Here is a 12,986-nt window from a genome sequence, read left to right as displayed (position 1 = left end):
TTAAAACAGTCAGTGGACCCAAGCGATATGCTTGGGTCCATTGATGCGTTAGGGGCGAAAATGCGTGGGGTATGGGCCGTACTGATTTCAAGCGTTTTACTTTTAGTGGGTTGCTCGCAGGGTAGCGGAAGCAATCAGTTTGGTGGAACCGGGGAGACGCAAGGAGCTGAAGGAACCCCAGACACCAACCAGACACGGATCTTAGGACGATGGGAAGCACGCGACAAGAGTGGAGCGTTTCTAGAATTCCATGACGATGGGCGAGTCGAAGGAACGACTGGTTGTAACGGGATAGTCACCCAATACACAATGAACAGTAACCCGGATCGCAACGCTGCACGACTCGAGGACTACGCCACCACGGCGCGCGGTTGCCCAGGTGTCGATGAGTGGTTGGCCCATGGGCGCGAAGTGGAATTCGACGACACTCAGATGACGGTGAAGGACCACAGCGGTAAGGAAGTTGGAAAGCTGTTCCGCTCGTAAAGTAACGCACTTGATCGCAAATGACCTTGGCATTGTGAAAGTCATTTCGTGAACAAAATGAACTCAAGTTTTCTCTCAGTGACTTACATGACACCATGAACTGGTCCAACAAAAGCATCGAGTGGTGCGCACATAAAATACTGATCGATATAGATGTGGAGAAAACCCTATGGGTGTAACGCCTTCTAAGCGACTGTTTTCGGTTGGTGCCGTTCTGGCTATTGGATTCGCCGGCGTCGCTACAACAGGAACAGCATCATTTGCTTCCGAGGCCGCAGTAGCGGGCGCACAGTTCGAAACGAACGGTGACAAGCTTGCGAAAGACTCCAAAGTAAAGGGTTATGCCCAGGGTGAAGACGGAAAGGTTCTCGTCTTCAAAGTCAAAGGCGACAAACTCAACAAAGACTCTGAAAAGTTCATTCGTAGCCACAAGAACGTCAAAGTTGTTGAGCTCGAAAAGCCTGCATCATTTGCTTCTGGTGGTCAGGTAGTCGGAGGACACCCCACCATCTTGTCGAATGACGCGCAAACGGAATCGGCTATCTGTTCGACCGGTTTTGCGTTGCTTTCAAAGAAGTTCTCACCGCAGATTTCAACTGCTGGTCACTGCACCGCAGCCAACATTGCTGTAGGTGACAACATGACACCTGGAACAGCCACAAAATTGCACTGGGCTGACCCCACGCAGTCGCTTGCAGCGGGTGGCGAATTCGAGACTCCGAACGACCAGGTGCAAGGTAAGCTCAAGAAGTTCCAGATGGGTGCCCCTGGACAGATTGATCCGGACAAAAACTTGCCGGGCAACACAACAGAATTCCCAAATGGGCAGAAGTACATTGACTTCGGCATCTACGACCTGACCAAGCACGACGGTGTCTATCCACGAGTCACCAAATGGACCAACCCATCTGACCTGGTTGCCGACAGTATTCCGGTTCAGAAGGTCAAGGATGCCAAGATCGGCGACACGGTTGCGCGATCGGGACGCACCACCGGCTACCACTCAGGAAAGGTCCTTGCAACCGGCTGGTTCAATGTTCAGGGCCGTATGGTTAAGGGCTTTGGCGGGTACTTGGAAGGTCAGCCTGGAGACTCAGGTGGACCGGTCATCACTCAAGACGGTGGCGCGGCCGGTGTCTTCTCCGCCTACGCAAATACAGCAGACGGAAACTACGCGTGGTTCTCTGACCTTCGCAACGACCTCGACCAAATTGGTGACGGGTCTCGCGTTCTCGTGGAAAAGGAGCCTGGATTCGAAGGAGCGAAGGCTGCCGCCAAGTCTGCTCCTAAGGGACTGCCAAAGGGCGGAAAAGCTGCAGCTGAACCAGTTTCCACGAAGGTTGAAGAAGGTGGAAGCCTGAGCGGCAAAGCCGACTCGATGTTCACAGAGGGTACCTTCGTGCTCGAAGATGGCACCGAGGTTCCAGTAACTGTGAAGGACGGCAAGTGGTCATTTAAGGCCCCAGGTAAAGCAGGCGACAAGGCTACCGGTAACCTCTTCCTGCACACCAAGTATGAAGTCTCCCTGCCTCTGGCACTTTCGTACACGGTGACCAAGGCTTCAGACAAGCCGACGCAGGAACCAACTCAGGAACCTTCGCAGAAGCCAACTGAGGAGCCTACGCAGAAACCGAGCCAGAAGCCTTCGCAGGAACCTACGCAGAAGCCTTCACAGAAGCCGACCCAGAAGCCCACGCAGGAACCTACACAGAAGCCTTCGGAGAAGCCTTCGCAGACGCCAACTCAGAAGCCTACGCAGAAACCAACCCAGGAACCTTCGGAGAAGCCAACCGAAGCTACTGAGCCTAAGCTGACGGTTGACCCTGAAAGCATCGACGTTGACAAGTTCGCCGGTGACGGTGAGAAGGACGAAAACGTTGGTGTTACATACACGGTCAAGGGTCTCAAGCCAGGAACTAAGGTCACGTTCCAGACCAAGTCGGGTGGCGAAGTTGTTCGTGAAACCACCGGTGATGCGGATGAAAACGGCGTAGCTGTCGCCCGCGTATGGGGTGAGTCCGGTCCTCGCGAAGGCTTCCTCGGTAAGTACTCGGTGATCGCAAAGTTCGACGAGTCTGAACTGACGGGCGGATTCGAAGTTGTTGACGAAAACGCTAAGCCTGGCGACAACGGTAACGACGATGCCAAGCCTGGCGACAAGAACGACAACAACAACGACAACAAGCCTGGCGACAAGAATGACAAGCCAAGCAACGACAAGTCCGGCAACAACGACACTAAGCCAAGCAACGACAACAACGGCAAGGGCAACAACGTACTACCTCGCACGGGTACGTCTGCTCTTATCACTGCAGGTGTAGCAGTGGGAATGGTTGCAGTTGGTGCTGGTTTGGTTGTGGCTTCGCGCCGTCGTAAGGCGTAATGCCACACACATAAGCCGCGCACATGCGCACATATAAGAGGTGGGAAGACAAGTTCTTCCCACCTCTTATATATTCACCAAACGCACGCGCGACCTCTCTCAGCGCGGGCGCGCAACTTACAGAACCGGCCCTACATTGACGCTCAAGAACGCGCGCCTGAACTGCGCGGCAGAAAGATAAAGGTCGGTGCGCCTGGGTTCCCCTTCCGCACCACCTAGTGGGTTGTGTACGTGAACCCGCCACGGCTCATCGGCACCAGTGTGGCCGTCCTCATCACACCGCAGGACTCCGCGAACAACGTACACGTGCCCCGCCATCACACCCACCCATCGGTCAGGGTCGTCTTCACGCGGAAGGCGACGGGCACCTCGGCGGTGGATGAGCGTTGACGCAACCACGGGACGCCCGCTGTCCAACCAGCCCCGCACAACGCCGAGGTCGCGGGGGACCGGCCGTGCCGGGCACCACGAACCGGTGAGAAGCCACAGTGCGGTTCCTGCGAAGTTGAACTGGATGCGCACATACGAGTGGACCAGGGTGGCGACCGCTTTTTCGACCAGGCTGGCGTTGTTGGCGCCGAGGTGGTTGTCGCCTGCTCGGTGGCGGCGCGGAACCCTGTGGGTTACGGCGACTTTGCGGAGTCTGGGGTAGTGGAGGCGCACGGTGCTGGTGTGGGTGTTATAGGCGTTGTGTTCGATGAGACCCGAGGTGAAACCGGGTTTGGCATTTTCGCACGCAGCTAGTGTGGCGACAAGCCAACAGTCGCCCAGCCTGCCTTGACGCACCTGGGTGATGCCGTCGTTCAGAGTTGCGCGCTCGCTGATGGCGGGGCCGCGGAATCGTGGCTCAACGGCGGGGAGGTATTCCAAAAGGTAGGCAAGTTCCGGTTTGCGGGTGTGGATGTGCCGGACCAGTCGTGCGCTCGCCGCCCGCTTGGAGGTGAGGAGGGTGTTGAGGTTCCCGAGGTCGGCCCTGACTGACGCGAGCCCGTGGAGGTTGGCGAGTGAGTGGATTTCTTCCAGCTCTGCTATCGCATGGCAAAGTGTACTGTGATTTGGCTTCCAAGTGGAGTATTTAAACTTGAACAGCATAGGGATTCCATGTAAAGTGTTCAATTGGTCTATGGCTGTCGTGCGCTCAAAAACAAGCTACTTCGCTAGATAATAGCGGAGTCTACGTTTATTTGGCTCATGGCACAGGCCGCGGTAAAAGAACTCATGCTTTGGGTTCTCATTCAATACGCGGATTATCCGCGGGAAAATGGGGTTAGCGAACGATATGGCCAAAAAAGAAGGGGTCATTGAGATCGAAGGGACCGTTGTTGAAGCGCTTCCGAACGCATCGTTTCGGGTTGAGCTGACGAACGGTCACAAGGTGCTCGCTCACATCTCTGGAAAGATGCGCCAGCACTACATCCGTATTCTTCCCGAAGACCGTGTCGTAGTGGAGCTGTCTCCATACGACCTGTCGCGTGGACGAATTGTTTACCGCTACAAGTAAAAAGATCTTTTCGACTACTCGGTAAGAGCGCATCACTGTGCTGTTGCCGATATGAAGGAATAGCGATGAAGGTTAAGCCCAGCGTCAAGAAGATCTGCGAAAACTGCAAAGTCATCCGCCGCAACAGCCGCGTGATGGTTATCTGCACCAACCCGCGCCACAAGCAGCGTCAGGGCTGATCAACGCAGATCACGGATTCGCACTGCTTAGCAGGCGAACCCACACCCAAGCAGGCCTCGCCCCCCGCGCAAGCGGGACGACACCCTCGGTTCAGGGGCCGGGGACCCGAAAGGGAACAGGTCTGAGTAAGTACCTCTGATCAACTACAGGAGAACCGCAAATATGGCACGTCTTGCCGGAGTCGACCTCCCACGCGAAAAGCGTGTGGAAGTCGCCTTGACATACATTTATGGTGTGGGCCGCACTCGTGCGAGCCAGACCCTGACGGAGACCGGGGTAAGCCCGGACACCCGTGTGAAGGACCTGACTGACGATGAACTCGTGCAGCTGCGCGACTACATCGAAGGTACTTTCAAAGTAGAAGGTGACCTCCGCCGTGAGGTTGCCGCCGACATTCGCCGCAAGGTGGAAATCGGTAGCTACGAAGGCCTCCGCCACCGCCGCGGACTTCCAGTGCGTGGTCAGCGCACCAAGACCAACGCGCGTACCCGCAAGGGACCAAAGCGCACCGTGGCCGGTAAGAAGAAGTAATCAGGTTTTCGTAAGGAGTTTTCACACATGCCACCCAAGTCACGCGCAGCCGCGCGTTCTACGCGTCGCAAGGTCAAGAAGAGCGTTGTCAATGGCCAGGCGCACATCAAGTCTACTTTTAACAACACCATCGTTTCGATCACTGACCCAACGGGCGCTGTGATCTCATGGGCTTCCTCAGGTGAGGTTGGCTTCAAGGGATCCCGTAAGTCCACCCCTTACGCAGCTCAGATGGCTGCTGAGTCTGCTGCTCGTCGCGCTCAAGAGCACGGCCTGAAGAAGGTAGACGTTTTTGTTAAGGGGCCGGGTTCTGGTCGTGAAACCGCGATTCGTTCGCTCCAGGCTGCTGGTCTGGAACTGGGAACCATCCAGGATGTCACCCCAGTTCCACACAACGGTTGCCGCCCTCCAAAGCGTCGTCGCGGCTAATTCCCTAACAGGTTGCGTCACGAGTAAATCCCTCCACTGAGTGCAATGCGAGCGTCAAATAGCGGTTGCTCGCTGAAAGGAAGCCAACGTGCTAATTGCACAACGCCCCACGCTTAACGAAGAGGTCGTATCCGACTACCGTTCACGATTCATCATTGAACCTCTTGAACCAGGTTTCGGTTACACCCTCGGTAACTCACTTCGTCGCACCCTGCTGTCCTCAATCCCTGGCGCTTCTGTCACAAGCATCCGGGTGGACGGTGTCCTGCACGAGTTCTCAACCGTGCCTGGAGTTAAGGAAGACGTCACCGAGTTCATCTTGAACCTCAAGTCACTGGTCGTCTCCTCGGAATTCGACGAGCCTGTCGTCGCCTACCTGCGCAAGCAGGGCCCTGGCGAAGTCACGGCCGCCGACATTTCTGCGCCTGGCGGTGTAGAGGTCCACAACCCGGACCTGCACATCGCCACGCTGAATGACGAAGGTCAGCTCGACATTGAACTGACGATCGAACGCGGACGCGGATACGTTTCTGCAGCGCAGAACAAGAACGCGGACGCGGAAATCGGTCGTATTCCTGTCGACTCGATCTACTCGCCCGTGCTGAAGGTCACCTACAAGGTTGAAGCTACGCGTGTTGAACAGCGCACTGACTTCGACCGCCTGATCATCGACGTGGAAACCAAACCATCGATTCTGCCACGTGACGCAGTTGCATCGGCCGGTAAGACTCTTGTCGAACTGTTCGGTCTCGCTCGCGAACTCAACGTGGAAGCAGAAGGTATCGACATTGGACCGTCGCCAGTTGACGCTGCTCTGGCAGCTGACTTGGCGCTTGCGATCGAAGACCTCGATCTGACGGTTCGTTCGTACAACTGCCTCAAGCGCGAAGGTATCCACACTGTTGGTGAACTGGTTGCTCGTAGCGAAGCTGACCTCATGGACATCCGTAACTTCGGTTCGAAGTCCATCGACGAAGTCAAGCAGAAACTTAATGAACTGAACCTGAGCCTCAAGGACAGCCCGAACGGATTCGGCGAAGCTAACCTCGACTCAGACGAATCGTTCGTTGAGGACGAACAGTTCTAAGAATTCCAAGGAGAAATATCCATGCCTACCCCTACTAAGGGACCCCGTCTGGGAGGTTCCCCGGCGCACGAGCGGGCGTTGCTGAACAACTTGGCAGCCCAGCTCTTTGAAAACAAGTCAGTGACCACCACGGTGACCAAGGCAAAGCGCCTGCGCCCCGTTGCTGAACGTCTCATCACGTTCGCAAAGCGTGGCGACCTCGCGTCGCGCCGTCGCGTTCTTGCTTCGATTTCCGACAAGGGAATCGTGCACGAACTGTTCACCTCGATCGCTCCTGCTGTTGCTGAGCGCCCAGGTGGATACACCCGCATCACCAAGATCGGTCCTCGCCGCGGTGACAACGCTCCAATGGCTGTCATTGAACTGGTTCTTGAGCCTTACTCACCTAAGGAAAAGACCGTCAAGGAAGCCGAAGCAGTTGCTGAAACCGCTGCTGCCGAAGAAGCTGACGTAGCTGAAGAGAAAGTCGACGAAGCTGCTGAGGCGAAGGCTGAAGCTCCTGCTGACGTTGACTCCGGTGCTCAGGAAGACGAAGCACAGGCTGAAGCTGACGAAGAAGCACAGGACAAGGCTGACGACGCTGCTGAAGAAGCAGACGAAAAGGCTGAGGAAGAAACCAAGTAAGGTTTCTGTGGCAAGAGCCCGTTCACCGTTTGGTGGACGGGCTTTTGCTTTGCAGGTCCGTTTAAAGTTTTACTCCACCAAGCGGTGCGACTTGGGAACCTCGCCCGCGGACTCACCCACAGAAAACACGGCAAACGGAACAAAGTTGCCGTGCGGGTCGGTGCGCCGTAAAACATCGCACAGCATGGCAGCGGACAAAGGCGTGTCCTTAAGCTGAGACTCAACGGCGACCCGGAGCCCGTTTCGCGCAAGAATCAGCCACAGTCGTAGTAGGTCGCGGCCGGCCTGCACCCACTCTTCTGCGCTCACCTGCGACGCGTGATCGCGGTGCAACGCCAACACCAGCCGGTCGGGTGCCTTGCGTGAAGCGAACGTGGGCAGCATGGTGCTCCACACGCCGGTGCGGGACACCGTGTTCAAAAGTGTGTCGCTTCCGGCCTTGATGAGTCGGGCCCCTGTGCGCGCCACTGCCCGCGGGATCCGTAACGTCTCCGCGGTGAGCCCGTCCTGGTAGTAGCGCGGGTCGGTGTCGTCGAGGCGTAGCCATTCCAGGGTTTCGTCCAATGCTTCCCGAGGTGACAGCGCCGCCGCCTGCGCGTACCGGGAGGCGTCGCTCCAGATGGACTCGGGGATCTGCGCGCTGGCAATAGGGCCCGAGGTGTACGCGAAGTTGGTCTGAGCGAACTGGGCGAGTGCCTCCTCCAGACGGTCGGTGCGTGGCACTAACTTGCCACGGTCCACCTGACGGTTTAACACCTCGGCGGGTTCAAAACCGGCCCCGCTGTCAGTTTCATGCGTACCCGCGCCCGCGCCCAGGGACGGGCCAGTCGCGCTGCCCGCGCCCACCTCGGCGACGTCCAACTCCAACCAGATACCGTGCCCCTCACCCAGAACGCGGACCTGCTCAATGCGCGCGCCTTCTGCACCCAGAGCGATGTTAGCCGCCTCAACCCAGCAGCCCAGGGAGAGGCCGAGGTCCATGGCGTGTGGGTCGGTCACGGGGAGCGTGCGCTCGGGGTCGACGCGCACGGTAAGGGAGGCGTGCGACTGTGCCAACGAACTCACTTGAGGCACCCACGGTTGCGTGTTGTGTGCGCTGGGCGCCCAGCCGGCGGTTGCGAAAACGCGGTCGAAAGTGGCCTCAGAGAAGCTCACGTGTACACCTTTCGGAGGAAGAATCGGATGTCGTTGAGCGGGTGGCCGCCGGCTTTGCGCGGGATTGCCTCGGAGCCGGGGTTGTCCTCGCCTATAAACGTAATTCTAAGTCGGCGGTAGTTCTTCTGGATCAGTGTCGAAAACAGCTGGCGCGCTAGGAGCGACACGACTCCGCGCCCCTGTACGGACGGGCGGGAGCCCTGGATGATGAGGACTGCGTCCTTCGCCGAGGTCGTTAGGCGTTGCGGTAACAAGCGTTGCCGTAGTAGCCGCGCGGCGAAGGTGGGGGAGAGGGCGCCGTTGGTTGCGCGAAGATGCTCGACGGGGTCGGGGACAGTGAGGATGAACCCGGCGACAGGGGTGGAGTTTTCTGCTTCCACTTCTTGGGCCGCCACGATCAGTCCGGGGTCCATGAGCAACTCCAGGCCACTGGTCTGTGAGGCGAACTGCTCTGTGGAAATGGGCGTGTAGTAGGGGAGCGAGTCGAACGCTTCGTTGAGCGTGGGCAACACGCGGTTTAAAACCTTCCTCACACCCAACCGGCCGGGACTCAGTAACTCGACTCCCACCTCGGCGAATTCTTGTGGCGCGGGCGCCGTAGCCCGCTTTGCCGGCACATTACCCAGGTCGACCTCCCATGTGCGGCCGCCGCTGAACGGGGTGAAGCCGCTGGTCTCGAACGCGTGGGACACCATGGGTGAGTTCCAGGCGGAGTCAAAGAACCCCGGGTGTTCATGGCCGGCGACAACAACGCCACCGGTCTCGTTGGGCAGTAGCGAAACGGGTCCCATGATGTGCGTCTTGCCGGTGCGGGCGGCGTGCTCGTCTACCTCGGCCATGAGCGCTTCGAACGCATCCCGGTGCGCGAACTCCAGGGCCCCAAACAGCAGGGTGGGGGAGCCGAGTTTCGCGTCCATATCGGGGTGCGCATGCACAGTACACCGGCCCACGACCGTGCCATGCGTGTCGCGGGCCAGCAACAACGTCACCGGGCTGGGAAACCATGACTTGCCCCGGTGCCACGCCACCATGTCGGAACGTAACAGCGGGACCCGGGAGGCGACTTCGGCGGGGGTCATCCACGCTGGAACCGCGCAGAACTCACGCAACTGAGCGCGCGTTTCCACCTGTTCGACTGTGATCATGGGAGTTGGGTGCTGGCGCTGGGCGAGGTGGCGACGGCGCGCGAGGCGGCGGCGCCGGCAGAGGCGCCGGGAAGTTCCGTGCTGGAGGTCGATTTTTCGCCGGGGAGCTGGGTAAAGCGGTCGATCATGCCGGTGCGGCCGTCCTCGGCGCGGAAGATGCCGTTGGAGTACCCCCATTCGTTGGCCTCGTAAACGCGGATAAACCCGCCTTTAGCTGGGGATTTGTCGCCTTTGCCCACCAGCCAGTGCATGATTTCGTGGTGCTCCTGCGTGCGGGCAAACCGCATGAGGTCATCGCGGGATTGAAACACCACAACCAGGCCGATCCGCTTGGGGAACTCGTAGTAACTGCGGTGCCACAGGTAGCCGGGGGCGTGCTTGAGGGCGCGGGCCAGTTTGGTCCAGCGGCGCACCTGATCGAACATGTCCAAGACCGTCCGGTACTCGTTGCACCCCAAGAACAGAGCGTTGCCCTGCCCCTGCGGTGGGGTTTGCGAAAAGTCGCGTGTACGCATGTGTGCTCCTGTTGCTGTTTTAGAGGGTTACGTGGGCTGCGGTGGGGCCCGCTAGGACTTCATGAGGTAAGTGTTCTTGATCTTCTTGGTGGCCTCCGCGAACGGGCCCGTGCCGTGGTCGTGAAGTTCAATGCGAATGTCGGCCGCCGACGGGTCCTCCTCCAGCGACTGCTTGAAGTCACGCGATACTGCGGACAAGTGCTCAAGAATGCCCGTGGTGAGCGCGGTGCGCATCTGTTCGCGCTGGTCAGCGTCCAGGTTTTCCGCCGCCGAGGTGTCCCGCAGCTGGATGTGCAAAGTGGGCCGCATCTCCAAGGCGCCCGTGTCACGAAGCTCAATTCGGAACGAATCAATCAATGGTGCGTAGCGCTCATCGCGGTACAAGCCATTCTCAACGTCCAGCGGGTAAATGTTGGCGCCCATGTACGAAATCGTGGAATCCGACCGACCAAACAGCAACACGAACGGTAGGCGCATTCCCTGACGCTTGAACGCCTCAGACAAGCGGTTCGCTAAATGCGGGAATGCGCGCGTGATGTTTACCATGTCGTCAAAGCTCATGAGCGTGGCCTCATCACCGATGTTGTAGCGAAGCCGGGGGCTCATCACCGCCGCTGAGTTAATCGTGACAATAAGCTCATTGTCCTCAGTTGTTTCCAAGAAGGTCTCAAGCGGGTTGTACTGGAAAATCATAGGAACGCGCGACTCGTTGTCGCCCAGCAGGGCCGTGCGGAAGTCGTTGTTGCGTGTCAGCTCTTTACGGATCTCAACAGCCACATCGGTTTCGCCTGCCATACCGATTGTCAGATCAGAGGCCCCGTAACCGGAGTACACGCGGTTGAACCGCTTCTCCACGTGCTCACGGAGGCCCTCTGTCATGGCCTCGCCGCCCACGAACCCGTTGAGCGTGAACTGGTCCCAGTACTCCGAACCACGCTCTGTGTCGTTGTCCATGTAGTCGACCAAGTGTTTGAGGAACGGAGGGTACGCACTGATCAGATACGTGTGCCCCGGTCCAAAGTGGGTCAACGTGTCAATGATCTTCTCTAGATCAGGGCCCGTGTTTTTCACCATGGCGACCTTGGCCATGGCCAGTCCCGTATTGGTTCCCGTGGCCCACGCGCCCATGGAAAAAGCGTTGATGCAGAACAGGTCACGCGCACCGAACAAGAACGTCACGTACCCAGCCACATTGCGGTGGACCGTGTCCAGTTCTTTCTTCGACCGCATCCAGTTGAACGGTTTACCTGATGATCCGGATGATTCGTCCACGACCGTGCCCACGGTCTCAATGGAGCCGTTCCAGCACCGGTCATCTTCGGAATACTGCGTGACGTAGTCGTTTTTATTGGTAGCAGGGTAGTTCTGCAGATCCCACCACGTGAACTCGTAGTCGTTTTCAACCAAATAGTCTTGGTACGCCGGAACGTCCAGGGATGCCTGCTGACAGATCATCCACGCGTTGAGCCGGGCAATGCGCTCAAGTCCCGGCTGGTAGTTTCGCGCCGTGAACCGCCAAATGGCCGGGTGTACACGGTACGCCTTGTACGCAGTGGTCAAGCCCATGTTGGTCAGACGCAACAGGGTCTGGCGGGCGATATTGATGGGTCCACGTTTGATGTCGGGCTTGCGCAGTGCTGGACGCTTTTCTCTCATATGACTAAACCTAGTGTGCAGGTGTGAGATTTGACTAGAAGTGGCTTGTCAAAACTGTCACACGGGTAACGTGGGACGTGAAACGAAAGGAATCCTTCATGAACGAAATTCTGTCTCCTCAGCTTCTTGACACGCTACGTGAACGCGCACCCCGCTATGACGCGAACAATGAGTTCTGTTTCGAGGACATGGAAGACCTGCGGGCAGCCGGGTACCTCACCATGTTGGTTCCTGAATCCTTTGGTGGCGCGGGCATGAGCGTCGCCCAGGTTTCCCGCGTTCAGCGCACGCTCGCCCAGGCCGCACCGGCAACCGCGCTCGCCTTCAACATGCACCAGATCATCGTGGGGCTGTGCGCGCGTTTGCACCGCGCGGGCGATTCGACCACCGACTGGGTCCTGCGTGACGCGATGGACGGACACATTTTCGCGTTCGGTATCAGCGAAGCCGGTAACGACTCTGTTCTGTTCGACTCCGCCACCGAGGCCGTCCCCACCGATGACGGCTACCAGCTCACGGGCACCAAGATCTTCACGTCCCTGTCGCCAGTGTGGACGCGTCTGGTTGTCCACGCCCGCGTGAAGGACTCCGACCAGCTGGTGTTCGGTTTCATCGACCGAGACTCAGAAGGTATTGACATCAAGGACGACTGGGACACTTTGGGTATGCGTGCCACCCAGTCGTGTACAACGGTCCTGAACAACGTGTTCCTGCCACATGACCGCGTTTCCACGCACACGCCTGTTGGGCCCAATGACGACCCGTTCGTGTTTGGGATCTTCGGGTGCTTCGAGCTGTTCTTGGGAAGTGTGTACAACGGCATTGGTGAACGAGCTGTCGCCCTTGCAAGCGAGATCGTTCAAAAGCGCATGTCCCGAGCCAAAGGCGCCCCGTACTCCAAGGACCCCGACATTCGCTGGCAGATCGCTTCAGCTGCAATCCTCATGGACGGTGCCAGCCTGCAGCTGGAAAAGCTCACGGAGGACTTTGACCTGGTGGGTACTGACCGGGATCCTCACTACGGCATGAAGTGGTTCCTCCACTTTTCGGCGGCGAAGAATAGGTCGGCCGAGGCGGCAAAGAGCGTCGTCGACACTGCCCTTCGCGTGTGTGGGGGTTCGCAGTACTACTCACGCAGTGAACTCCAGCGCTTGTACCGAGATGTGCTGGCGGGAATCTACCAGCCCAGTGATAACGAAAGCCTGCACACTGCTTATAGCAACGCACTCTTAGGCCCAATCGACGACTAAGCGCGCCCAACGGCGCAAAACGAGCGAAACTGCGCATTATATTG

The 12,986-nt window shown here is 58.1% G+C and carries 14 protein-coding genes; 9 read left to right on the top strand and 5 right to left on the bottom strand.

Going from position 1 to position 12,986, the window contains the following annotated elements:
• Positions 1–27: 27 nt before the first annotated feature.
• The gene (locus MHX53_RS03950) at positions 28–486 is read left to right on the top strand and encodes an META domain-containing protein (protein WP_204515551.1); all 459 of its coding nucleotides are present in this window, start codon (positions 28–30) and stop codon (positions 484–486) included.
• A 169-nt stretch (positions 487–655) separates the two neighbouring features.
• Positions 656–2,869 (top strand): LPXTG cell wall anchor domain-containing protein, encoded by a 2,214-nt coding sequence (locus MHX53_RS03945; protein ID WP_204515552.1) that lies wholly within the window; start codon positions 656–658, stop codon positions 2,867–2,869.
• Positions 2,870–2,986: 117 nt separating this feature from the next.
• On the opposite strand, the gene MHX53_RS03940 is transcribed toward MHX53_RS03945, so the two are convergent.
• Entirely contained in the window at positions 2,987–3,961 is a 975-nt protein-coding gene (locus MHX53_RS03940; RefSeq protein ID WP_239271360.1) for a C2 family cysteine protease, read from the bottom strand.
• A gap of 187 nt (positions 3,962–4,148) precedes the next feature.
• Between MHX53_RS03940 and infA the strand changes: the two genes are divergently transcribed.
• The 6 genes from infA (at position 4,149) to rplQ (ending at position 7,221) form a co-directional block, all read left to right on the top strand.
• The gene (gene infA / locus MHX53_RS03935) at positions 4,149–4,370 is read left to right on the top strand and encodes a translation initiation factor IF-1 (protein ID WP_019159374.1); all 222 of its coding nucleotides are present in this window, start codon (positions 4,149–4,151) and stop codon (positions 4,368–4,370) included.
• A 65-nt stretch (positions 4,371–4,435) separates the two neighbouring features.
• Positions 4,436–4,549: a 50S ribosomal protein L36 gene (gene rpmJ / locus MHX53_RS03930; RefSeq protein ID WP_239271359.1), complete on the top strand. Its 114-nt coding sequence runs from the start codon at positions 4,436–4,438 to the stop codon at positions 4,547–4,549.
• Positions 4,550–4,712: 163 nt separating this feature from the next.
• Complete coding sequence (gene rpsM, locus MHX53_RS03925; RefSeq protein WP_102238576.1) at positions 4,713–5,081, top strand: 30S ribosomal protein S13; 369 nt, start codon at positions 4,713–4,715, stop codon at positions 5,079–5,081.
• 27 nt (positions 5,082–5,108) lie between these two features.
• Positions 5,109–5,510 (top strand): 30S ribosomal protein S11, encoded by a 402-nt coding sequence (gene rpsK / locus MHX53_RS03920; protein ID WP_102238577.1) that lies wholly within the window; start codon positions 5,109–5,111, stop codon positions 5,508–5,510.
• A gap of 88 nt (positions 5,511–5,598) precedes the next feature.
• The gene (locus MHX53_RS03915; RefSeq protein WP_204515554.1) at positions 5,599–6,597 is read left to right on the top strand and encodes a DNA-directed RNA polymerase subunit alpha; all 999 of its coding nucleotides are present in this window, start codon (positions 5,599–5,601) and stop codon (positions 6,595–6,597) included.
• A 21-nt stretch (positions 6,598–6,618) separates the two neighbouring features.
• Positions 6,619–7,221, top strand: a complete 603-nt coding sequence (rplQ, locus tag MHX53_RS03910) for a 50S ribosomal protein L17 (protein WP_239271358.1) — start codon at positions 6,619–6,621, stop codon at positions 7,219–7,221.
• Between the two features lie 69 nt (positions 7,222–7,290).
• On the opposite strand, the gene MHX53_RS03905 is transcribed toward rplQ, so the two are convergent.
• Genes MHX53_RS03905 through MHX53_RS03890 form a run of 4 tightly spaced genes read right to left on the bottom strand, consistent with a single transcriptional unit; the run spans position 7,291 to position 11,692 of the window.
• Positions 7,291–8,376 carry a hypothetical protein gene (locus tag MHX53_RS03905; RefSeq protein WP_239271357.1) on the bottom strand — a complete coding sequence of 362 codons (1,086 nt, stop codon included), beginning with the start codon at positions 8,374–8,376 and terminating at the stop codon, positions 7,291–7,293.
• Positions 8,373–9,521, bottom strand: a complete 1,149-nt coding sequence (locus MHX53_RS03900) for a hypothetical protein (protein ID WP_239271356.1) — start codon at positions 9,519–9,521, stop codon at positions 8,373–8,375. Before MHX53_RS03900 ends, MHX53_RS03905 begins: the two co-directional genes overlap by 4 nt.
• On the bottom strand, positions 9,518–10,036 hold the full coding sequence (locus MHX53_RS03895; protein WP_239271355.1) for a hypothetical protein: 519 nt from the start codon (positions 10,034–10,036) through the stop codon (positions 9,518–9,520). Before MHX53_RS03895 ends, MHX53_RS03900 begins: the two co-directional genes overlap by 4 nt.
• 51 nt (positions 10,037–10,087) lie before the next feature.
• The gene (locus MHX53_RS03890; protein ID WP_239271354.1) at positions 10,088–11,692 is read right to left on the bottom strand and encodes a phenylacetate--CoA ligase family protein; all 1,605 of its coding nucleotides are present in this window, start codon (positions 11,690–11,692) and stop codon (positions 10,088–10,090) included.
• A 98-nt stretch (positions 11,693–11,790) separates the two neighbouring features.
• On the opposite strand from MHX53_RS03890, the gene MHX53_RS03885 reads away from it, so the two are divergent.
• Positions 11,791–12,942, top strand: coding sequence for an acyl-CoA dehydrogenase family protein (locus MHX53_RS03885; protein ID WP_239271353.1), 1,152 nt, complete (start codon positions 11,791–11,793; stop codon positions 12,940–12,942).
• The last annotated feature ends 44 nt before the right edge of the window (positions 12,943–12,986 follow it).

This window comes from Brevibacterium sp. ACRRH, assembly GCF_022346365.1.
In the GTDB taxonomy this organism is placed as follows: Bacteria; Actinomycetota; Actinomycetes; order Actinomycetales; family Brevibacteriaceae; genus Brevibacterium; species Brevibacterium paucivorans.
The sequence above is the reverse complement of the archived record's forward strand: the minus strand, read 5'-3'. Positions and strand labels throughout refer to the sequence as shown.